Source organism: Enterobacter oligotrophicus (assembly GCF_009176645.1).
Lineage (GTDB): Bacteria > Pseudomonadota > Gammaproteobacteria > Enterobacterales > Enterobacteriaceae > Enterobacter > Enterobacter oligotrophicus.
Genome location: NZ_AP019007.1, coordinates 1,572,907 through 1,593,142, shown reverse-complemented (window position 1 = coordinate 1,593,142; position 20,236 = coordinate 1,572,907). Strand labels below are relative to the sequence as shown.

Here is a 20,236-nt window from a genome sequence, read left to right as displayed (position 1 = left end):
CGGCTAGGAGGCCAGCCACAACCGCAGGCGCATGCCCCAACTGCTGGTCAAGCCGGTGGTGATCGACTTCACCTCTCCGTGAGAGATCACCACCAGCGTGGGCGTGGCCTGCACGTCCCACTGGCGCGCCAGTTCCCCGCTGGCGTCGTTGACCGTTGGCAGGGCTATCTTCTTCTTCGCCAGCCACTTTTCCAGCATGGCGTTATCGCCAGAGCGTAGCGCAACCGACATCACGTTGCCGCCCTCTGCGACAAGCGCTACGACGGATGGTGTGGTGTAGCGGCACACGCCACACCAGGTTGCCCAGACGTAAACCAGCAGCGGCCGTTCCTCGCTCATGGTGGAGAGATTGACGGGCTGGCCATCGAGAGTCTGCAATGCCGTTGAGGAAAAGTTCTGTGGCAGCGCGGGCTGGCGGAAAAAGTCCACAGCCAGGCTCACGGCAAGGCCAATTATCAGCCACACGGCCAGTTCGCGCAGCAGGCGCAAGAGTTTACTCACCACGGGCTTTCGCCAGCTGTTCTTTGACCAGCCCCTCCAGGTCGTCGTAAGGAATGGCACCCGCCACCATCCGATCGCCGATAATAGTCGCCGGGGTGCCCTGAATATTCAGCACCTGAGACAGGATTAAGTTCATCTTCAAACTGTCCATCGTTTTATCATCCGTTTTAATACTGTCCGTACCGGTTTTCGCCTGCGCAGCTGCAATGCTGGCATCGTCGTGATACCCCTTTTTCATCATCAGCCGCTGGTGCAGCGCCCAGAATTTATCAGGCTGCTGCTGCCATACCGACAGCGCCGCTTTAGCGGCATTCACCGAGCTTTGCCCCTTGAAAGGCAGCAGCTTAACGATGAGCTGTACGTCCGGGTTGTCATGCACGATTTTCTCCAGCATGGGGTCGAACTGCTTGCAATACGGGCAGTTGTAATCGGTGAAGGACACAATGGTCAGCTTCGGCGCTTTCGCGCCGGTTCGCGGGCTATTCGGGTCGTTAAACAGCAGTTTTGCCAGTTGGTCATTGGACGCGTCATCTGACGGTGCGGCGAAGCTGAACGTTGATAAAGACAGCAGAAGTAAGGCAACAAACGCTCTCATGTTATTTTCCTTTCGCATCGGACAGGGAGGTTAACACCGCGTCGCGGCTTAATAACGCAGGCAGCACGTGGCCCTGCGGTAGTCCCGGTCCGTAAATCTGATTAAACGGTACGGCGGCGCTGCCGCGTGTCGTTAAGAACTGGTTAATGGTGACGGAGGGGCGACTCCAGTCTCCGCGCAGGGCGACGATATCCGGTGCAGAAAGCGCCTCCTGTACGTCGTCGCGCAGCAGTACGTTGTATTTATTGGCTTTACAGGTCACACACCAGTCGGCGGTGACATCGACGAAGACCCGCTTGTTCTCTGCCAGCGCGCGGGTGATAGCCTCTTCACTCAGCGGTTGCCAGTTCACCCGATCGCGACGGGAATTCTCGCCGCCTGGGCCGGCGATAAACGCGACAGCCCCGGCAACCACAATGGCGAGCGCCCCGGCGCGCAGTGCCGTTTGCCAGCGGTAGCGCCAGGCGGTGACCAACAGCAGGCCGAGGATCAGCATCACGCCGAGTGTGATGACGGGCAGCCTGCCGATGTGCACCGCCAGCAGGCTCAACAACCACAGCGAGGAACCGAGCATCATCAGCCCCAGCGCGACCCGCACAACGTTCATCCAGCGGCCTGGACGCGGCAGCCGCTGCGCCAGCCCCGGCCAGGCGGCAACCAGCAGCCAGGGCAGGCTCATGCCAATACCCATCGCAAAGAATATTCCCCACAGGAGCGGAAGCGGTGCCACCAGTGCTACCGACACGGCGGTCCCGAGGAACGGGGCGGTACAGGGCGTCGCCAGCAGGGTGGCAAACGCACCCTGCCAGAAATGGCCCGCAAGCCCGTTGCCGCCGCGCGTAGCGAGGAACGTGCTGGCAGAGGAGGGGAGACGGATCTCAAATAGCCCCAGCAGGCTGGCGCTGAACAGCACCATCACCAGTGTCATTGCTGCGATAAACCACGGATTCTGGAACTGGGTTCCCCAGCCGAGCGCCTGATTACCTAAACGTAAAACCGTCATCATCAGCGCCAGCGCGAGGAACGAGATCACGATCCCGGCAACCGACGCAAGAAACTGCCTGCGTACCTGACCACGTGCCTTGTGTTCGGTTTGCATCAGCGTGCCGAGCTTCATGGCTAATACGGGCAGCACGCAGGGCATCACGTTGAGGTTCAAACCGCCAGCCAGCGCCATCAGCAGTACCCAGCCTAACGAGAAGTCAGGCGCGGAGCTGCTTTGCTCGATCATCAGGCTGGACTCCTGCGCCTGACCGCTATCAGCGAGAACCAGCGACACATTTTTTCCGCTGAGGTCTGGCGCAGCGTCGCCCCAGCTGTCCGTTACCGGCACCGTGGCGATAAGCGAGCCATTGCGCACGGTGAAGGACGGCTTACCGAAATCAACGTCCTCCATGCTGTCGATAAACAATGAGGGCTGCTGCCAGCCGGCATCACGTTGTGCCGTCACGGTCAGCTTTCCGGTGGCGTAGCTGGCACTGAGCGCTGACGTCAATCCGCTGCTGAGTGGCAGCATCCCCAATGCCCGACGGTAATCGTAATCAAAATCGCCGCCCGTCCCGGAGGTCAGATCCAACGAGAACGGGTAGTCGGTCAGAATACAGACGTTGCTGCAGGTAGACAGTGTCAGGACGCCGCTCAGGTTTTTTGGTACTTCGCCGCGCAGGGTGAGGGGAAAGCTGACATCGCCGTGGTAACCCTGCGTGGTGATACCCGCGACGTCAAAACGCTCGGGCGTCGGCCAGCGCCAGGTCGCATCAATCGGTTGCTGCCAGCGAATCGCTGGCGCAATCCCGCCTTCGCCGGGCGAGCGCCAGTAGGTTTTCCACCCTTTTTGCAGGGCGACATCCAGCAGCAGGCGGGTTTCGCCGTTGCTTTCGGTTTGCGCACGCAGCCTGACGCTGGCGTGCTGATTATCGGCAGCGCGCAGCCAGCCGCTGTCGGCGGCCTGGCTGAGGGGCAGCCATAGCCAAAGCAGGCAGACCAGCAGTCGCCTGAATACAGTAAACATAAATTTTCTCCGTAAATGATGAATTAACCTGAAATAACAGGCGAATGCTCACTCACGGAAAACACATAATCGCAGATGCACCCGTAATCGGGGCGGGGAGATAACGCGGGGAGGCCACAGCCGCTCGCGGCGTGGCGGATTGGCTGCCAGCAGCGCCAGCAGTAGCGTGACGGCGAAGAGGGCACTTTCAAACAGCACCGGTGGAACCGCCATCAGCGATTTGGCGCTGAGTTCACACGGCGTCACCGGCGCGTCGGTGCTCTCCTGCCCTTGCTGAACGGACTGGCTTGTGGCGGTGACGTTCATGACAAGCGCATGCATCCCGGCCATTCGCTGGGCGGTGCATATCAGCACCACCAGACAGGCCAGGGCTACCAGCAGGATAGTGTTACGTTGTCGTTTGATCATCTTCGCCTCAAATATTCACGAGGCTTATCTTATAGAGCACAGGCTTTTTGGCAACGCGAAAGCTGTAAAGAAGTGTCTGGAAAGAAAGGCGTTTGCCCTCTCCTTTTCGGAGAGGGCCTGGTATCACAGGGTTTCGCCGTTGCTGGCGATAACGGTCTTGTACCAGTTAAAGCTCTTTTTACGCGAACGGGACATATCGCCGGTGCCGTCGTCGTGCTTGTTCACGTAGATAAAGCCATAGCGCTTGCTGTACTGACCGGTGGTGAAGGAGACGCAGTCGATGCAGCCCCACGGGGTGTAGCCCATCAGGTCAACGCCGTCATAGGTGACCGCTTTTATCATCTCTTCCACGTGGGCACGCAGGTAGTCGATGCGGTAGTCATCGTTAATGCTGCCGTCTGCTTCCACTTTGTCGTAGGCACCGAAACCATTTTCCACGATAAACAGCGGCTTCTGGTAGCGCTCGTACAGTTCGCACAGGGAATAGCGCAGGCCCACCGGGTCAATCTGCCAGCCCCAGTCAGACGCCTTCACGTGCGGGTTCGGCACACTGCCTTCGAAGCCGGAAATGGCGTCACCGGTGCCACCTTCGGCTTTGACCGCGTTGGTCATGTAGTAGCTGAAGCCTAAGTAATCACAGGTGCCTTCGCGCAGGATCTGCTCGTCGCCCGCTTCCATTTTGATGGAGAAGCCGCGGCGCTCCCACTCGTTCAGCACGTAGGACGGGTAGTAACCGCGCAGCTGCACGTCGGTAAAGACATAGCGCTCGCGCATGGATTCCTGGGCGAACATCACATCCTCTGGTTTACACGAGAATGGATAGAGCGCCACCATCGCCAGCATGCAGCCGACTTTCATCTCTGGATTGATGCGGCGTGCGGCTTTTACCGCCAGGGCGCTGGCCACGAACTGATGGTGCAGCACCTGATACATCGTCTCTTCCGGGTTTTCATGCTCGGTATAGACCACGCCGGAGCAACAGTAGCCGAACAAGGGTGCACGCCAGTTACGCTGGTTGTTGATTTCGTTGAAGGTCATCCAGTATTTGACCTTATGTTTGTAGCGCTCAAACACAACTTCAGCGAAGCGTACAAAGAAATCGACCACCTTACGGTTGGTCCAGCCGCCGTATTCCTGCACCAGGTGCAGCGGCATTTCGAAGTGGGAGAGGGTGATCACCGGCTCGATGTTGTACTTCAGCAGCTCATCGAACATGTCGTCGTAGAACTTCAGCCCCTCTTCATTTGGCTGAGTTTCATCACCTTTCGGGAAGATGCGCGTCCAGGCGATGGAGGTGCGGAAGCATTTAAAGCCCATCTCAGCAAACAGCTTAATGTCTTCTTTATAGTGGCCGTGGAAGTCGATGGCTTCATGGTTCGGATAGTATTTCCCCGGCACCACGTCCTGCGTGATCTCACGCGGTACGCCGTGGGCACCGCCGGTCAGCACGTCACAAATACTGGGCCCTTTGCCGCCTTTGTTCCAGCCGCCTTCAACCTGGTGAGCCGCCACCGCGCCGCCCCATAAAAAATCTTTTGGTAAGGTCAATTTTTTCATCGCTGCTTTCTCAATTCATGACTTATTGCTTTCGAGTCTAGCAAAGCGAAATTAAATGTCACGATATAACAATTCACATAAAATGTAATTTGTTACCACGGAAAAACAGGGTGTTTTATTCTGTTAACTTCTTCGCCAGTTTACGGCCAAGTGATTCCAGAATATAGATAACGGGAATTTGGGTGGTAATATCGTAGACGCCACCAATTCGCGTTTGTGGCACATGCCAGGAGAGATTAAAATCCGCCAGTTTCGCCAGGCGAGAGTGTTCGTGGCTGGTGATGGAGAGTACCTTACAGTGGTGCAGGCTGAACTGGCTGGCAAAGCGCAGGATCTCCTCGGTTTCACCTGAGACGGAAAGCACAATGGCCAGCGCATTTTTAGCCATATCATTGGTGACCGGGAAATAAGGATCGTCGATATGGTTACTGAATTTCCCGATATTAGAAAAGAAGCGAGCACCGTATTTTGCCAGCGAGCCCGACGTGCCCGCGCCGACAAATATAATGCGTTCAGAAGATAAAATAATATCTACCGCGTCATCTAATAATGCATCGAACTCTTCATTGTTTACACTTTTAAAGAAGCTGATAATTTCGCTGGCACCAAAATTCGCCTGCTGGGGTTCATTCTGCTCTAAATAGAGTTTAAAGCGCACGCGGAATTCAGAGTAGCCTTCGCAGTTGAGCTTGCGGCAGAAGCGCAGGATCGTGGTCGTCGAGACACCAGCCGCATCCGCCAGCTCGCGGATGGTCATGTACATCACTTTGTCACGGTTTTTAATGACAGTGTTATAGACCATCATCTCCAGATTATTGAGACTGGCAACGGCGGAGTGGGAGAACATGCTCACAGTGGCTAAACTCTCTTTCGGGCAACATTTCAGAATCATACCATGCAGCCTGGTGTATGAAGGCAATTTTATGTCTTTGATTCAACAGGTGTTTATTTAATTATGAACATCTGTTAGTTGGTTTTTAAATTTATAGATATGATTTTTAAGGATAAATCCTGAATGTTGATTTATTTTAGCTAACAGGTGTTCACTGGAATCATTCTCAGTTAGCATAGTCTGGCGATGAATAATCATCTTTGTTTTCCCGGAGTTTTGTATGGTGAGTAAACCATTAATCGCACAGGGATATTCACTGGCTGAGGAAATAGCCAACAGTATTAGCCACGGCATTGGCCTGGTGTTTGGGATTGTCGGTTTAGTGTTACTGCTGGTGCAGGCAGTAGATACCAACGCCAGCGCGATGGCGATCGCCAGCTACAGCCTGTATGGCGGGAGTATGATCCTGCTGTTTCTGGCCTCCACGCTGTATCATGCCATTCCGCATCAGCGGGCAAAGATCTGGCTTAAGAAATTTGACCACTGCGCAATCTATCTTCTTATTGCAGGCACCTACACGCCGTTTTTGCTGGTGGGGTTAAACTCGCCGCTGTCGCGTGGCCTGATGATGGTTATCTGGGGCCTGGCGCTACTGGGGGTTCTGTTTAAGCTGACCATAGCGCACCGGTTTAAGGTATTGTCGCTGGTGACCTATCTGACGATGGGCTGGCTGTCGTTAATTGTGGTTTATCAACTGGCGACGAAGCTGGCGATTGGCGGTGTGACGCTGCTGGCGGTGGGGGGCGTGATCTACTCGCTGGGCGTGATTTTCTACGTCTGCAAGCGTATCCCTTACAACCATGCTATCTGGCACGGCTTTGTACTGGGGGGCAGCGTATGCCACTTCCTGGCAATTTATTTGTATGTGGGGCAGGTGTAGTTTTTTGTAAGGTGCGGTCTGATGCCCTTACCCCGACCCTCTCCCACAGGGAGAGGGTGAATATCAAAACCGTAGGCCCGGTAAGCGCAGCGCCACCGGGCGATACAGCATCAATCTTCCAGTGAATACGGCAGCGGCTCAATGCTCAACGTTTTCGCATCGTCACGCACGCGGAACACGCTGTCGGGCTCCATATCATTATTCATGACAACCTGCACCAGCAGGCGGCCATCATCCAACTGGACGGCGGCGAGCACGGTGCCGGTCCGACGCCAGTTATCACCCATTTTCAGTTCTAAATCTTCACCCGCTTCCGGTACGCGGCTGGCGTGACCTGCCAGCGTCCATAAGGCACGTTTGTTCGCCCCACGGAATTTCGCACGCGCCACCATCTCCTGACCGGTGTAGCACCCTTTCCTGAAACTGATGCCGCCCAGCGCCTGCAGGTTAGTCGCCTGCGGAATAAACTGTGCGCTGTTTGCCGCGTCAATCACGGGCAATCCGGCTTCAATATTCAGTGCCAGCCACTGCTGGCTGTTATTGAACTGTGCTTCACCGCGCAGGGCTTCGGTCACGCGCTCAGCTGTTGCCTCGTCAGTCACCAGCAGGAAACGCTCCGCAGGGTGTTCAAACCACAGGATAGAGGTCTCGCCCTCGCTGACCAGCTGTTTTTCCGCATCCGGCAGTTCAGCAAAGAGGTTTTTCAGCGCCGCACGTGCCTGGAAGCCCGCCACGCCCAGCAGAACATGTTCGTCATCCGGGGCAATGGTGACTTTGGAGAAGACCGCGTACTTTTTCAGTTCGGCGAGCTGGGCGTCACGCAGGCTGCGGCGTTCAATAAAGGCAAAGCCGTCCTGACGACGGAACAGACGCAGGTTGCTCCACATCTTACCTTTGGGATCGCAGTGCGCAGCCAGCAGATGCTGATGTTCAGTCATCTGACTGACATCGGCCGTCACCTGGCCCTGCAGGTATTTTTCGGCGTCGGCACCGGTAAGTGTTGCCAGTGCCCAGTCATCAAGAGTAATAAGCGTCAGCGGCAGACGCGCAGAGGCGGCGGGCTGGCGAGGAGAAAATGGAGTAAAAGCCATAGTGATGTCCTGAATTGCTTAACGCTTTGATAATGCCTAATGGTAAAAGAGACTGTATTCATTGCAAGCGCTTTCAGCAGGCCATTCGTGCCATCGCAATAATCTGCGTAGCGCTACGCAAAACAGAGTAATCCGCTTTATTTGTGTGGGAAATTTTGGAACTATGCTTCCGGTTAATAATATTCCAGTAAAGAAACGGTCAAAAACACGTTACACTAGCGAGTGTTCCCGTAGAGAGATAAAGAATATGAACGGGATGCCGACTGTGCCAAACGTAATGCAGGAAACAGAACATGGATATTAACAACAAGGCCCGTATTCACTGGGCATGCCGTCGCGGCATGCGTGAACTTGATATCTCCATCATGCCGTTCTTCGAATATGAGTATGACAGCTTAAGCGATGACGATAAGCGTCTGTTTGTTCGCCTGCTTGAGTCTGACGATCCGGATTTATTCAACTGGCTGATGAATCACGGCAAACCCGCCGACACCGAGTTGCAACGGATGGTGCAATTAATTCAAACACGGAATCGGGAACGTGGTCCTGTGGCAATCTGATCTTCGCGTCTCGTGGCGCTCGCAGTGGATGTCTTTATTGCTCCACGGCCTGGTCGCGGCATTTGTTTTACTGATGCCGTGGCCGCTTAGCTATACGCCTTTGTGGTTATTGCTGTTGTCATTTGTGGTTTTTGACAGCGTGCGCAGTCAGCGCCGGATCAATGCCCGTCAGGGCGAAATCAAGCTGCTGATGGACTCTCGCCTGCGCTGGCAGGGGAAAGAGTGGGATATTATTGGCACGCCGTGGATGCTTAGTGTCGGCATGATGCTTCGGCTACGTCAGGTTGACGGGGGGCGACGCCAGCATTTGTGGCTGGCGGCAGACAGTATGGATGCTGCAGAGTGGCGAGATTTGCGCCGGATGATACTGCAACAACCGACGCAGGAGTAAATGCGCGTTAGCTGAACTTCTCGGCCATCTCACCCAGGATCTGCTCGCACCAGTTTTGCAGGCGCTCGTCGCTGAGATCGTACTGATTGGTTTCATCCAGTGCCAGCCCGACAAACAGCTGCCCGTCGGCAATAATCGGTTTTTTGCTGGTGAACTCGTAGCCTTCCGTTGGCCAGTAGCCGATAAACGTCGCGCCTTTTGGTGCCAGTTTATCGTGCAACATGCCAAGTGCGTCGAGGAACCACTCGCCGTAACCCAACTGATCGCCCATGCCGTACATCGCAATGATTTTGCCATCGAGGTTGATCGCATCAAGCTGATCCCAGATGGCTTCCCAGTCTTCCTGAATTTCACCGAAGTCCCAGGTTGGGATGCCGAGGATCAATACGTCGTACTGCTCCATCAGCGTGGGTGCGTCATCTTTCAGGTTATGCAGCGTTACCAGTTCCGGGCCAATGATGTCGCGAATTTTTTCTGCCGCCATTTCGGTGTAGCAGGTGCTGGAACCATAAAACAGACCAATATTCATCGCGTAACTATCTCAATTCTTGCTATGACATTGCGCGTAGTGTACCAGAAACCGGTGGCAATCAGGCATAATGGCCGGATTGTAAAATCAAAGGGGCTGCTGTGGAAAAGGATCTCGCACTCATTGAACAGTTTCTCGACGCGCTGTGGCTGGAGAAAAATCTGGCCGGGAATACGCTCAGTGCCTATCGCCGCGACCTCACCATGCTGGTGGAGTGGCTGGCGCACAGAGATCTTACGCTTGAGAACGCACAAAGCGATGACCTGCAAGGGTTGCTGGCCGAACGTATGGAAGGGGGCTATAAAGCCACCAGCTCCGCGCGCCTGCTGAGTGCGATGCGCCGCCTGTTCCAGCATCTTTACCGTGAAAAGATCCGCGCCGATGACCCCAGCGCACTCCTGGCATCACCTAAACTGCCTCAGCGGCTGCCGAAAGATCTCAGCGAAGCACAAGTTGAGAGATTATTACAGTCACCAGCAGTTGACCTGCCGCTGGAGTTACGCGATAAAGCCATGCTTGAACTATTGTATGCTACCGGCTTGCGCGTTTCGGAACTGGTTGGCCTGACGATGAGCGACATCAGCCTGCGTCAGGGCGTGGTGCGCGTGATAGGTAAAGGAAACAAGGAACGGCTGGTGCCGCTGGGCGAAGAGGCAGTGTACTGGCTGGAGACATATCTGGAGCACGGGCGACCGTGGCTCCTGAACGGCGTGTCTATTGATGTCTTGTTCCCCAGCCAGCGCGCGAAGCAGATGACCCGACAAACGTTCTGGCATCGCATTAAGCATTACGCCACACTGGCAGGCATCGACAGTGAAAAGCTGTCACCGCACGTTTTGCGTCATGCCTTCGCGACGCATCTGCTAAACCACGGTGCTGATTTACGCGTGGTGCAGATGCTGCTGGGACACAGCGATCTTTCAACGACGCAAATTTACACCCATGTCGCGACGGAACGCCTGCGGCAGCTACACCAACAGCACCACCCACGCGCGTGAGTGCCGACGAATTGTAACAGGATCAAATATGAAAAAGTCTTTCGCGCTGTTCACCCTGCTGGCAGCTTCCTTTACCGGTTTTGCCCATGCGGATGATGCAGCCATCAAACAGTCGCTGACGAAACTCGGCGTGACCAGCAGCGACATTCAGCCTGCGCCGGTTGCAGGCATGAAAACCGTCTTAACCAACAGCGGCGTGCTGTACGTGACCGAAGACGGGAAGCACATCATTCAGGGGCCGATGTATGACGTGAGCGGCGCGCAGCCGGTTAACGTGACCAACCAGCTGCTGATGAAAAACCTGAACGCGCTGGAAAAAGAGATGATTGTCTATAAAGCCGCGCAGGAAAAACACGTGATTACCGTCTTTACCGACATCACCTGTGGCTACTGTCACAAGCTGCATGAAGAGATGAAAGACTATAACGCGCTCGGTATCACCGTGCGTTACCTTGCCTTCCCACGCGCAGGTGTGCAGAGCCAGCCTGAACAAGACATGAAGGCCATCTGGTGTGCAAAAGATCGCAACAAAGCCTTTGATGATGCGATGAGCGGTAAAGGCGTTAAGCCCGCATCCTGCGACATCGATATCGCGAACCACTACGCGCTGGGTGTGCAGTTTGGCGTGACCGGTACGCCAGCTATCGTACTGAACAATGGCTATGTCGTGCCGGGTTATCAGGGGCCACAAGAGATGAAAGCGTTCCTCGACGCGCACCAGAAACAGACTGGTGGTAAATAATCCGCGTGAAAGCCCCGATAAAATTGCGCCGCCGCGACGCGGTTGAAGGCGCTGATTTACCCGCCGATCTTCCGCCGTTGTTGCGGCGGCTCTATGCCAGCCGTGGTGTGCGTACCGCGGGCGATCTGGAGCGTAGCGTTAAAGGTATGCTGCCCTGGCAGCAACTGAGCGGTGTTGAGAAAGCCACTGAAATGCTCTACGACGCGTTCCGGGAAGGGACGCGGATTGTGGTAGTGGGCGATTTCGATGCCGACGGTGCAACCAGTACCGCCCTGAGCGTGCTCAGCCTTCGCGCGCTGGGCTGCGATAACGTCACCTACCTGGTGCCGAACCGGTTTGAAGATGGCTATGGCCTCAGCCCGGAAGTGGTTGATCAGGCGCATGCGCGCGGTGCGCAGATGATCATGACCGTAGACAACGGCATTTCTTCTCACTCCGGCGTTGAGCGTGCGCACCAGTTGGGTATTCCGGTGCTGGTGACCGATCACCACCTGCCGGGTGACACCCTGCCAGCCGCCGAAGCGATCATCAACCCGAACCTGCGCGACTGCGATTTTCCGTCGAAATCACTGGCGGGCGTGGGCGTGGCGTTTTATCTGATGCTGGCACTGCGCACGCTGCTGCGGGATAAAGGCTGGTTTGAGTCGCGCGGTATTGCCGTGCCAAACCTGGCGGAATACCTCGATCTGGTGGCGCTGGGCACCGTGGCAGACGTGGTGCCGCTGGATACCAACAACCGTATTTTGACCTGGCAGGGTTTAAGCCGCATTCGGGCGGGCAAGTGCCGTCCGGGGATTAAGGCGCTGCTGGAGATTTCCAACCGCGACCCGCTTAAGCTGGCGGCAAGCGATTTGGGTTTTGCTCTCGGCCCACGTTTGAACGCGGCGGGAAGGCTGGACGATATGTCCGTCGGCGTGGCGCTGCTGCTGTGTGACAACATCGGCGAAGCGCGTGTGCTGGCAAATGAGCTGGACGCCCTGAACCAGACCCGCAAAGAGATTGAGCAGGGAATGCAGGCCGAAGCGCTGACCCTCTGTGAAAAGCTGGAGCGCAGTGGTGATACGCTGCCGGGCGGACTGGCGATGTACCATCCTGAGTGGCACCAGGGCGTGGTCGGCATTCTGGCTTCGCGCATTAAAGAGCGTTTCCATCGGCCGGTGATTGCGTTTGCACCCGCTGGCGACGGCACGCTGAAAGGTTCTGGACGTTCGATTCAGGGGCTGCACATGCGCGATGCGCTGGAGCGTCTGGATACGCTCTATCCGGGCCTGATGATTAAGTTTGGCGGCCATGCGATGGCGGCAGGTTTGTCGCTGGAAGAGGCGAAGTTCGATGAGTTCCAGCGCCTCTTCGGCGAGCTGGTCACTGACTGGATTGATCCCGCGTTGCTACAGGGTGAAGTGGTGTCCGACGGTGCACTGTCAGCGGCAGAGATGACGATGGACGTGGCGCAAATGCTGCGCGATGCCGGTCCCTGGGGGCAGATGTTCCCGGAACCGCTGTTCGATGGACGTTTTCGTCTGCTGCAACAGCGCATTGTTGGCGAGCGTCACCTGAAAGTGATGGTGGAGCCGGTTGGCGGTGGTCCGTTGCTGGATGGTATTGCATTCAACGTCGACACGTCCGTCTGGCCGGATAACGGCGTGCGCGAAGTTGAACTTGCTTATAAGCTCGATATTAACGAGTTTCGCGGTAACCGCTCCCTTCAGATTATCATCGACAATATCTGGCCAATTTAGCGTCAGTAATCTCTATAAAAAAGGGCGTGGATTCGGTACAATCCCGCTCTTATCACCGCATTTTGACTAGTCGAAAAAAGAAAACAGACCATGTTTGAAATTAATCCGGTAAAAAACCGCATTCAGGACCTCACGGAGCGCTCTGACGTTCTTAGGGGGTATCTTTGACTATGATGCAAAGAAAGAGCGTCTGGAAGAAGTAAACGCCGAGCTGGAACAGCCGGACGTCTGGAACGAACCTGAACGCGCACAGGCGCTGGGTAAAGAGCGTTCCTCCCTCGAAGCTATCGTCGATACGCTGGATCAAATGGCTCAGGGCCTGGAAGATGTTTCCGGTCTGCTGGAGCTGGCCGTTGAAGCCGATGACGAAGAAACCTTTAACGAAGCCGTAGCAGAACTCGACGTTCTGGAAGAGAAGCTGGCACAGCTCGAATTCCGCCGCATGTTCTCCGGTGAATACGATAGCGCCGACTGCTATCTCGACATTCAGGCAGGTTCCGGCGGTACTGAAGCGCAGGACTGGGCCAGCATGCTGATGCGCATGTATCTGCGTTGGGCAGAAGCGCGTGGCTTCAAAACCGAAATTATTGAAGAGTCTGAAGGTGAAGTGGCAGGTATTAAATCCGTCACCATCAAGATTATTGGCGATTACGCTTACGGCTGGTTGCGCACTGAAACCGGCGTTCATCGCCTGGTGCGTAAGAGCCCGTTCGACTCCGGTGGCCGTCGTCATACCTCCTTCAGCTCTGCGTTTGTCTACCCGGAAGTTGACGAAGATATTGATATCGAAATCAACCCGGCGGACCTGCGTATTGACGTTTACCGCGCATCCGGTGCGGGTGGTCAGCACGTTAACCGAACGGAATCTGCGGTGCGTATTACCCACATTCCGACCGGGCTGGTGACGCAATGCCAGAACGACCGTTCCCAGCATAAGAACAAAGACCAGGCCATGAAGCAGATGAAAGCGAAACTTTATGAGCTGGAAATGCAGAAGAAAAATGCTGAGAAACAGGCGATGGAAGACAACAAATCCGACATCGGCTGGGGCAGCCAGATCCGTTCTTATGTCCTTGATGACTCCCGCATCAAAGACCTGCGTACCGGTGTAGAAACCCGTAACACGCAGGCGGTGCTGGATGGCAGCCTGGATCAATTTATCGAAGCAAGTTTGAAAGCAGGGTTATGAGGAACCAACATGTCTGAACAACAAGCACAGGGCGCTGACGCGGTAGTCGATCTTAATAATGAACTGAAAACCCGCCGCGAGAAGCTGGCAGCGCTGCGCGAGCAGGGCGTGCCGTTCCCGAACGATTTTCGTCGTGACCACACCTCAGACCAACTGCACGCAGACTTCGACGGTAAAGAGAACGAAGAGCTGGAAGCGCTGAACATTGAAGTGTCCGTGGCTGGCCGTATGATGACCCGTCGTATTATGGGTAAAGCGTCCTTCGTGACGCTGCAGGACGTTGGCGGCCGCATTCAGCTGTACGTCTCCCGTGACGACCTGCCGGAAGGCATCTACAACGAGCAGTTCAAAAAGTGGGATCTGGGCGATATCCTGGGCGCGAAAGGCAAGCTGTTCAAAACCAAAACCGGTGAACTCTCTATCCACTGCACCGAGCTGCGTCTGCTGACCAAAGCCCTGCGCCCGCTGCCGGACAAGTTCCACGGCCTGCAGGATCAGGAAGCGCGCTACCGTCAGCGTTATCTGGATCTCATCTCTAACGATGAATCCCGTAAGACCTTCAAAATTCGCTCTCAGATCATGGCCGGTATCCGCCAGTTCATGGTTAACCGCGACTTTATGGAAGTGGAAACACCAATGATGCAGGTGATCCCTGGCGGCGCGTCTGCGCGTCCGTTCATCACCCATCATAACGCCCTGGACCTCGACATGTACCTGCGTATCGCGCCGGAACTGTACCTGAAGCGTCTGGTGGTCGGTGGTTTCGACCGCGTGTTCGAAATCAACCGTAACTTCCGTAACGAAGGTATCTCCGTTCGTCATAACCCAGAGTTCACCATGATGGAACTCTATATGGCGTATGCGGATTACAAAGATCTGATCGAGCTGACCGAATCCCTGTTCCGTACCCTGGCGCAGGACATTCTGGGCACCACCGAAGTGCCATACGGTGAAGAAGTCTTCGACTTCGGCAAGCCGTTCGTCAAGCTGACCATGCGTGAAGCGATCAAGAAATACCGTCCGGAAACCGAGATGGCTGACCTGGATAACTTCGACTCTGCGAAAGCGATCGCCGAAAGCATCGGTATTAAAGTTGAGAAGAGCTGGGGTCTGGGCCGTATCGTGACCGAGATCTTCGAAGAAGTGGCAGAAGCGCACCTGATTCAGCCAACCTTCATCACTGAATACCCGGCTGAAGTTTCTCCGCTGGCGCGTCGTAACGATGTGAATCCGGAAATCACTGACCGCTTCGAATTCTTCATTGGTGGCCGTGAAATCGGCAACGGCTTTAGCGAGCTGAACGATGCGGAAGATCAGGCGCAGCGCTTCCAGGATCAGGTTGATGCGAAAGCCGCAGGCGACGACGAAGCGATGTTCTTCGATGAAGACTACGTGACCGCACTGGAGCACGGCCTGCCGCCAACTGCAGGTCTGGGTATTGGTATTGACCGTATGGTGATGCTGTTCACCAACAGCCACACCATCCGCGACGTGATCCTGTTCCCGGCGATGCGCCCGGTGAAATAAGTCGAAAAGACGTAAAAAAAGCCCCGAAAGGGGCTTTTTTATTGCGCCGCAAAAGCGCGGAGTGCCTCGCGGGCGAGGGTTGCTTCCATGGCCATCCACGGGCTAAAGGCCCACGGCGTTGCGTCCAGCGCGCAGAAAAGAGCTTCCAGCTCCACCCACTGATACTCCATCACTTCATCGTCATTGAGTGTAATGGTATTGCTGACGCGAGCGGCAAAGACCGGGCAAATCTCGTTTTCAACGATCCCTGACGGGTCAGTCTTACGGTAGCGAAATTCAGGGGCGATGGGCGTGAGGTCCGTAATTTCTGCGCCGATTTCAAAGCGGCAGCGGCGGATAATCGCCTGTTCAGTCTCTTCGCCTGATTGCGGGTGCCCGCAGACGGAGTTAGTCCAGACGCCGGGCCACGCTTTTTTGCTTAAAGCACGTCGGGTGATCAGGCATTCGCCACTGGCGTTAAAAAGCCAGGACGAGAAGGCAAGGTGTAGCGGAGTGTTAGATGTATGGGCGGCATACTTCTCCTGAGTGCCAATCACCTTTCCCTGGTCGTTTACCAAAATAACGTGTTCTTGAATACTCATTGATGCTCCAGTGCCAAAATGCCGAGTGGTTTAGCACCATCAGCAGGATGATTATACTGCATTCTTATGTGTACGGTTTGGCTCGCAGAGCGGAAAAGGGCATGACCCATATCAGTATGGGCTGCTATCATAGTGCGCCATTCATGCTGACCGAGGATCTGTTTTGTTTGCAGGAAGCCTGACGAGAAACCCTATCACTGCCGTTTTCTGCCTGACGCTGGCGTTACTGTTAGCGGGGTGTTCTGGCAGTAAATCTTCGGATATGGGCAGCTATTCCGGCGCGGTCTATACCGTTAAGCGCGGGGACACGCTGTACCGCATTTCACGCGCGACGGGGACCAGCGTGAAGGATCTGGCACGCCTGAATAACATTTCGCCTCCCTATACGATTGAGGTAGGGCAGAAGCTGAAAGTTAAGGGCAGTTCGTCCTCTGGCAAAAAATCTTCCTCAAAAGGTAAAACTGCGAAAGTGACGCCATCTTACACAGTTCCGCAATCGTCATGGCCCCCTGTGGGACAGCGCTGCTGGATTTGGCCTGCAAGTGGTAAAGTGGTGGTGCCGTATTCTCTGTCTGAAGGTGGCAATAAAGGGATTGATATCGCAGCCGCACGCGGTACGCCAGTCTATGCATCCGGGGCCGGGAAAGTGGTCTACGTCGGCAATCAGCTACGCGGGTACGGTAATCTGATCATGATTAAACATGGTGAAGACTACATTACGGCTTACGCGCACAACGACACAATGCTGGTTAACAACGGACAGAACGTGAAGGCGGGGCAAAAAATTGCGACTATGGGCAGCACGGGGACGGACACAGTGAAGCTGCATTTCCAGATACGTTATAAGGCGACAGCTATTGACCCGCAGCGCTATCTACCGGCCCAGGGCAGCAAACCGAAGTGCTAAGTGATTATTTAATCGCCATTTAGTTGTGCAGAGGCTTGTATGAGGAGGCGTAAGGTCTATAATGCCTTACGCACCTCAAAGCGGGCGTAGTTCAATGGTAGAACGAGAGCTTCCCAAGCTCTATACGAGGGTTCGATTCCCTTCGCCCGCTCCAGCATTTCCTTACATCACACCATCTCCCCCATCTGAACACCAGACCTGCCCGGACGTAAATGAGCACTCATCAGACGCGAGTGTGACATACAGCGGCGCGATCTCTACAGGCTGGCCCGGACGCCCCAACGGTGAATCTTCGCCAAAATGTTTCACTTTTTCCATCGGCTGCCCGCCGCTGGATTGCAGAACGGTCCAGTATGGCCCCGGTGCAACGGCATTCACACGTATCCCTTTCGGACCCAGCTGTTTGGCTAAGGCTTTCGTAAATACCGCTAGACAGGCTTTTGTCTGCGCGTAGTCGAGAAGAATTGCGCTCGGTTTTACCGCCTGGACGGACGAAGTATTGATAATTGAAGCGGGCGCTTTCAGGTGACGCAAGGCCGCTTTAGTGATCCAGAAAGGGGCGTAGACGTTGGTTTTAAACGTTGCGTCAAAGTCTTCCGTGGTTAACTCTTCCAGCGACTCACGGTACTGCTGACGGCCTGCGTTATTCACCAGAATATCCAGCCCGCCGAGTTTTGTGACGGCATCTTCCACCAGATTCTGGCAAAACGTCTCATCGCGGACGTCACCAGGCAGCGCGACCGCGTTACGTCCTTCCGCTTTGATCAGCGCAATAACTTCACTCGCATCTTTTTCTTCTTCCGGCAGGTAATTGATGGCGACGTCTGCGCCTTCACGGGCATAAGCGATAGCCACCGCGCGGCCAATCCCCGAATCGCCACCTGTAATCAACGCTTTTTTCCCGGCAAGGCGGCCATTTCCTTTATAACTCTTTTCGCCGTGATCGGGGACGGGTTGCATTTCGGAGGCCAGGCCCGGAGGCGTTTGTGGCTGCTCAGGGAAAGGGGGCGTCGGGAAAGCGTTCGTACGTTGTGTTGTATCACTCATAGCTGACTCCTTTTAAGCCAAGGGGTGAGATTTGATGGATAGTTGCAGCGTTAACGCTTCGCTAACGTTATTTTTGCAGATGATCGACGCGAACAACCGGAGGCGATGATTTCTTATCAAGCGAACCGTTAATACTGATCATCTGGTCAGGTTTTACCGTTCTGCCGTCAAATACCGCTTGTGGGATAATAACGTCAATTTTTCCGGTTTTATCCTGAAATACGAACTTATCGCCGTTGCCGTCAATAAGGTTTCCTCGAAGCGATATCGTCGCACCATCATGCATTCCTTTCGCCTGATTAATGGTCATGATGCGCGCATCGTCTGTTCCTCGATAGCCATCATCCAGCGCATGAGGAGGCGGTGGTGCTTCGCCTTTTTGTAACCCGCCGTTATTATCCGCCCAGGCTGCAGGTATTAAAAATATCAAAAAAGCGGAAATTACTGATAATTTCATCTGATATCCTTCATTTATGTTGTCTTGACTTATTAAGTATTGTTGCTATTCCTTTATGTGGCAAATGTGATAAGTCTTAAAAACATTCGCTTTAAAAATCATTAATTTCGGTAAATAGGCGAAACGGTAAAGGTTGCCATGAATCGTAAAAATGAAAAGGTGCCTGGGATAAATGAGAGTTATCGCTTACTGACGTTTGAGTTTGCATTTCGCCAGGTGGGTTTTATTGTGTTGTTGGGCATTATTGTCGCCGCCGTTGCGGGGCTGTTTTCGAGTGGGGTAGTGAGTGACAGGGAAAAAATAAATTCAGCGAAATCGCTGACAATCAGCTATGAGCGCTTTGGCCGCCGACAAACGGAGTCCAGAATGCAGCTTACCTTCCCGGTTAAAAGTGAGGGAAAATATATCATCAGTATGACCACGGAGAGCCGTGAGGCTTACGAGCCAGGCAGCGTCTGGCCGCAGCCGGACAGCATGTACAGTCGCGGTAATACCCTCTTCTTTGTTTACAACCACCTGAAAACTGAAGATACATTCTCCGTCCTGTTATTCATCACGCCCTCTAAAGCCGGAAAATGGGCCAATGTCATTCGCGTAAATAACGAGCCGGATATTCATTTCTGGCAGTTTATTTACCCTTAGGAGGCTGATATGGATATGGTCTTTCGTGCCCTGGCAATTTACCTGTTTTTGATGGTGGTATTTAAAGTGGCCGGGCGTCGTGCTTTGCTACAGATGACCAGTTTTGACCTGATACTCCTTTTAATTATCAGTGAGGCGACACAGCAGGCGTTGCTGGGGGATGATTTTTCCATCACGGGGGCGATGATAACGATCACCACGCTGGTGGTGGTGGATATTATATTTGGCCTGATGAAGAAATATTTTTCTCCGGTGGAGAATATTCTCGACGGCACGCCGGTAATTCTTGTGGATAACGGTGTTCCGATACGCGATAAACTTAAAAAAGTCGATGTTTCCTGTGACGATATTTTAGTGTCCGCACGCCAGAATCATGGCATTACAGAATTAAGTGAAATTAAATATGCCATTCTGGAGCGTAATGGCCATATCTCAATTATTCCTTTTGAAAATTAAGAGGTGCAGGTATGAGCAATCTTTACCACGATAAAAATACCACGGTCAGTGAACTGACCAAAAAGGTAGCGAGCAAGCTCACGGACTTAGGGCTTCGCTTAACCACGGCAGAATCCTGTACCGGCGGAAATCTGGCCGTCGCGCTCTGTGCCGAAGAGAACACGGCAGAATTTTACGATGTCGGCATGGTGGTTTTCAGTGATGCTGCAAAGGAAAGAATTCTGGGTGTACGCCCGGAGACCATCGCGCGCTTTACTGCCGTCAGTGAACAAACCGTTACCGAGATGGCCGCCAAAATTCTCGACATTGCCGAGGCGGATATCAGTATCGCTATCAGTGGCTATGCCGGGCCAGAAGGGGGCGACGATGGCACCGCAGCGGGCACAGTCTGCTTCGCCTGGAATTTACGCGGACATACTGAAACGAGCACCGTGCTGTTCTCAGGTGAATGTCAGGATGTGGTGGAAAAAGCGGTCCGCTATTCGCTATCGGAATTGATTGTGAAGCTATCAGACGGGAAAAACGGATAAAACAAC

General features: G+C 54.3%; 23 protein-coding genes and 1 tRNA gene. 13 read left to right on the top strand and 11 right to left on the bottom strand.

The window, feature by feature from the left end:
* Positions 1-3: 3 nt before the first annotated feature.
* From EoCCA6_RS07520 to EoCCA6_RS07490, 6 genes are all read right to left on the bottom strand, one after another.
* Positions 4-504, bottom strand: a complete 501-nt coding sequence (locus EoCCA6_RS07520; protein WP_152082152.1) for a protein disulfide oxidoreductase — start codon at positions 502-504, stop codon at positions 4-6.
* A complete protein-coding gene (locus tag EoCCA6_RS07515) occupies positions 494-1,096 on the bottom strand; it encodes a DsbA family protein (protein ID WP_152082151.1) in 603 nt (200 codons plus the stop codon). The genes EoCCA6_RS07520 and EoCCA6_RS07515 overlap by 11 nt, the downstream gene beginning before the upstream one ends.
* A gap of 1 nt (position 1,097) precedes the next feature.
* Positions 1,098-3,107 (bottom strand): protein-disulfide reductase DsbD family protein, encoded by a 2,010-nt coding sequence (locus EoCCA6_RS07510; RefSeq protein ID WP_152082150.1) that lies wholly within the window; start codon positions 3,105-3,107, stop codon positions 1,098-1,100.
* Between the two features lie 48 nt (positions 3,108-3,155).
* Positions 3,156-3,515, bottom strand: a complete 360-nt coding sequence (locus EoCCA6_RS07505; protein ID WP_152082149.1) for a copper resistance protein — start codon at positions 3,513-3,515, stop codon at positions 3,156-3,158.
* A gap of 123 nt (positions 3,516-3,638) precedes the next feature.
* Positions 3,639-5,072 carry a 6-phospho-beta-glucosidase BglA gene (bglA, locus tag EoCCA6_RS07495; RefSeq protein ID WP_152082147.1) on the bottom strand — a complete coding sequence of 478 codons (1,434 nt, stop codon included), beginning with the start codon at positions 5,070-5,072 and terminating at the stop codon, positions 3,639-3,641.
* Positions 5,073-5,187: 115 nt separating this feature from the next.
* Positions 5,188-5,919 (bottom strand): MurR/RpiR family transcriptional regulator, encoded by a 732-nt coding sequence (locus tag EoCCA6_RS07490; RefSeq protein WP_152084415.1) that lies wholly within the window; start codon positions 5,917-5,919, stop codon positions 5,188-5,190.
* 265 nt (positions 5,920-6,184) lie between these two features.
* Between EoCCA6_RS07490 and trhA the strand changes: the two genes are divergently transcribed.
* Complete coding sequence (trhA, locus tag EoCCA6_RS07485; protein ID WP_152082146.1) at positions 6,185-6,844, top strand: PAQR family membrane homeostasis protein TrhA; 660 nt, start codon at positions 6,185-6,187, stop codon at positions 6,842-6,844.
* 110 nt (positions 6,845-6,954) lie between these two features.
* Here trhA and ygfZ read toward each other — a convergent pair whose 3' ends face one another.
* Entirely contained in the window at positions 6,955-7,935 is a 981-nt protein-coding gene (ygfZ, locus tag EoCCA6_RS07480) for a tRNA-modifying protein YgfZ (RefSeq protein ID WP_152082145.1), read from the bottom strand.
* A gap of 293 nt (positions 7,936-8,228) precedes the next feature.
* Here ygfZ and sdhE point away from each other — a divergent pair, with 293 nt between their 5' ends.
* Complete coding sequence (sdhE, locus tag EoCCA6_RS07475) at positions 8,229-8,495, top strand: FAD assembly factor SdhE (protein ID WP_010435322.1); 267 nt, start codon at positions 8,229-8,231, stop codon at positions 8,493-8,495.
* Positions 8,476-8,886 carry a protein YgfX gene (locus tag EoCCA6_RS07470; RefSeq protein ID WP_152082144.1) on the top strand — a complete coding sequence of 137 codons (411 nt, stop codon included), beginning with the start codon at positions 8,476-8,478 and terminating at the stop codon, positions 8,884-8,886. The genes sdhE and EoCCA6_RS07470 overlap by 20 nt, the downstream gene beginning before the upstream one ends.
* A gap of 7 nt (positions 8,887-8,893) precedes the next feature.
* On the opposite strand, the gene fldB is transcribed toward EoCCA6_RS07470, so the two are convergent.
* Positions 8,894-9,415, bottom strand: a complete 522-nt coding sequence (fldB, locus tag EoCCA6_RS07465; RefSeq protein ID WP_152082143.1) for a flavodoxin FldB — start codon at positions 9,413-9,415, stop codon at positions 8,894-8,896.
* A gap of 101 nt (positions 9,416-9,516) precedes the next feature.
* On the opposite strand from fldB, the gene xerD reads away from it, so the two are divergent.
* The 5 genes from xerD (at position 9,517) to lysS (ending at position 15,610) form a co-directional block, all read left to right on the top strand.
* Positions 9,517-10,413 (top strand): site-specific tyrosine recombinase XerD, encoded by an 897-nt coding sequence (gene xerD, locus EoCCA6_RS07460; RefSeq protein WP_152082142.1) that lies wholly within the window; start codon positions 9,517-9,519, stop codon positions 10,411-10,413.
* 28 nt (positions 10,414-10,441) lie between these two features.
* Positions 10,442-11,155, top strand: coding sequence for a bifunctional protein-disulfide isomerase/oxidoreductase DsbC (dsbC, locus tag EoCCA6_RS07455; RefSeq protein ID WP_152082141.1), 714 nt, complete (start codon positions 10,442-10,444; stop codon positions 11,153-11,155).
* A gap of 5 nt (positions 11,156-11,160) precedes the next feature.
* Positions 11,161-12,894 carry a single-stranded-DNA-specific exonuclease RecJ gene (recJ, locus tag EoCCA6_RS07450; protein ID WP_152082140.1) on the top strand — a complete coding sequence of 578 codons (1,734 nt, stop codon included), beginning with the start codon at positions 11,161-11,163 and terminating at the stop codon, positions 12,892-12,894.
* A gap of 90 nt (positions 12,895-12,984) precedes the next feature.
* Positions 12,985-14,083 (top strand): peptide chain release factor 2 gene (gene prfB / locus EoCCA6_RS07445; RefSeq protein WP_095908218.1). Its coding sequence is split into 2 segments (ribosomal slippage): positions 12,985-13,059 and positions 13,061-14,083, totalling 1,098 coding nucleotides; the frame shifts between segments, so codons are not numbered across the junction.
* A gap of 9 nt (positions 14,084-14,092) precedes the next feature.
* Complete coding sequence (gene lysS / locus EoCCA6_RS07440; protein ID WP_010435299.1) at positions 14,093-15,610, top strand: lysine--tRNA ligase; 1,518 nt, start codon at positions 14,093-14,095, stop codon at positions 15,608-15,610.
* Between the two features lie 38 nt (positions 15,611-15,648).
* Here the strand turns inward: lysS and idi are convergent, their stop codons facing one another.
* Positions 15,649-16,191: an isopentenyl-diphosphate Delta-isomerase gene (gene idi, locus EoCCA6_RS07435; protein ID WP_152082139.1), complete on the bottom strand. Its 543-nt coding sequence runs from the start codon at positions 16,189-16,191 to the stop codon at positions 15,649-15,651.
* A gap of 163 nt (positions 16,192-16,354) precedes the next feature.
* Here idi and actS point away from each other — a divergent pair, with 163 nt between their 5' ends.
* The gene (gene actS / locus EoCCA6_RS07430; RefSeq protein WP_152082138.1) at positions 16,355-17,098 is read left to right on the top strand and encodes an amidase activator ActS; all 744 of its coding nucleotides are present in this window, start codon (positions 16,355-16,357) and stop codon (positions 17,096-17,098) included.
* A gap of 80 nt (positions 17,099-17,178) precedes the next feature.
* A tRNA-Gly gene (locus EoCCA6_RS07425) sits at positions 17,179-17,252 on the top strand.
* Positions 17,253-17,260: 8 nt separating this feature from the next.
* Here EoCCA6_RS07425 and EoCCA6_RS07420 read toward each other — a convergent pair.
* Both EoCCA6_RS07420 and EoCCA6_RS07415 read right to left on the bottom strand, forming a co-directional pair.
* Positions 17,261-18,145, bottom strand: coding sequence for an SDR family oxidoreductase (locus tag EoCCA6_RS07420; protein WP_152082137.1), 885 nt, complete (start codon positions 18,143-18,145; stop codon positions 17,261-17,263).
* Positions 18,146-18,212: 67 nt separating this feature from the next.
* Positions 18,213-18,602 carry a YdeI family stress tolerance OB fold protein gene (locus EoCCA6_RS07415; RefSeq protein ID WP_152082136.1) on the bottom strand — a complete coding sequence of 130 codons (390 nt, stop codon included), beginning with the start codon at positions 18,600-18,602 and terminating at the stop codon, positions 18,213-18,215.
* Positions 18,603-18,740: 138 nt separating this feature from the next.
* Here EoCCA6_RS07415 and EoCCA6_RS07410 point away from each other — a divergent pair, with 138 nt between their 5' ends.
* The 3 genes from EoCCA6_RS07410 to EoCCA6_RS07400 are packed head-to-tail and all read left to right on the top strand — an operon-like array spanning position 18,741 to position 20,230.
* Entirely contained in the window at positions 18,741-19,244 is a 504-nt protein-coding gene (locus EoCCA6_RS07410; RefSeq protein WP_152082135.1) for a hypothetical protein, read from the top strand.
* Between the two features lie 9 nt (positions 19,245-19,253).
* Positions 19,254-19,700: a DUF421 domain-containing protein gene (locus tag EoCCA6_RS07405; RefSeq protein WP_152082134.1), complete on the top strand. Its 447-nt coding sequence runs from the start codon at positions 19,254-19,256 to the stop codon at positions 19,698-19,700.
* Between the two features lie 11 nt (positions 19,701-19,711).
* Positions 19,712-20,230, top strand: a complete 519-nt coding sequence (locus EoCCA6_RS07400; RefSeq protein WP_152082133.1) for a 2-oxo-tetronate isomerase — start codon at positions 19,712-19,714, stop codon at positions 20,228-20,230.
* Positions 20,231-20,236: the final 6 nt, after the last annotated feature.

Coding starts and splice junctions, on each gene's coding strand:
- EoCCA6_RS07515 (WP_152082151.1), bottom strand. CDS start 1,096: ATGAGAGCGTTTGTTGCCTTACTTCTGCTGTCTTTATCAACGTTCAGC.
- EoCCA6_RS07510 (WP_152082150.1), bottom strand. CDS start 3,107: ATGTTTACTGTATTCAGGCGACTGCTGGTCTGCCTGCTTTGGCTATGG.
- EoCCA6_RS07505 (WP_152082149.1), bottom strand. CDS start 3,515: ATGATCAAACGACAACGTAACACTATCCTGCTGGTAGCCCTGGCCTGT.
- bglA (WP_152082147.1), bottom strand. CDS start 5,072: ATGAAAAAATTGACCTTACCAAAAGATTTTTTATGGGGCGGCGCGGTG.
- EoCCA6_RS07490 (WP_152084415.1), bottom strand. CDS start 5,919: ATGTTCTCCCACTCCGCCGTTGCCAGTCTCAATAATCTGGAGATGATG.
- trhA (WP_152082146.1), top strand. CDS start 6,185: ATGGTGAGTAAACCATTAATCGCACAGGGATATTCACTGGCTGAGGAA.
- ygfZ (WP_152082145.1), bottom strand. CDS start 7,935: ATGGCTTTTACTCCATTTTCTCCTCGCCAGCCCGCCGCCTCTGCGCGT.
- sdhE (WP_010435322.1), top strand. CDS start 8,229: ATGGATATTAACAACAAGGCCCGTATTCACTGGGCATGCCGTCGCGGC.
- fldB (WP_152082143.1), bottom strand. CDS start 9,415: ATGAATATTGGTCTGTTTTATGGTTCCAGCACCTGCTACACCGAAATG.
- dsbC (WP_152082141.1), top strand. CDS start 10,442: ATGAAAAAGTCTTTCGCGCTGTTCACCCTGCTGGCAGCTTCCTTTACC.
- lysS (WP_010435299.1), top strand. CDS start 14,093: ATGTCTGAACAACAAGCACAGGGCGCTGACGCGGTAGTCGATCTTAAT.
- idi (WP_152082139.1), bottom strand. CDS start 16,191: ATGAGTATTCAAGAACACGTTATTTTGGTAAACGACCAGGGAAAGGTG.
- EoCCA6_RS07420 (WP_152082137.1), bottom strand. CDS start 18,145: ATGAGTGATACAACACAACGTACGAACGCTTTCCCGACGCCCCCTTTC.
- EoCCA6_RS07415 (WP_152082136.1), bottom strand. CDS start 18,602: ATGAAATTATCAGTAATTTCCGCTTTTTTGATATTTTTAATACCTGCA.
- EoCCA6_RS07410 (WP_152082135.1), top strand. CDS start 18,741: ATGAATCGTAAAAATGAAAAGGTGCCTGGGATAAATGAGAGTTATCGC.
- EoCCA6_RS07405 (WP_152082134.1), top strand. CDS start 19,254: ATGGATATGGTCTTTCGTGCCCTGGCAATTTACCTGTTTTTGATGGTG.
- EoCCA6_RS07400 (WP_152082133.1), top strand. CDS start 19,712: ATGAGCAATCTTTACCACGATAAAAATACCACGGTCAGTGAACTGACC.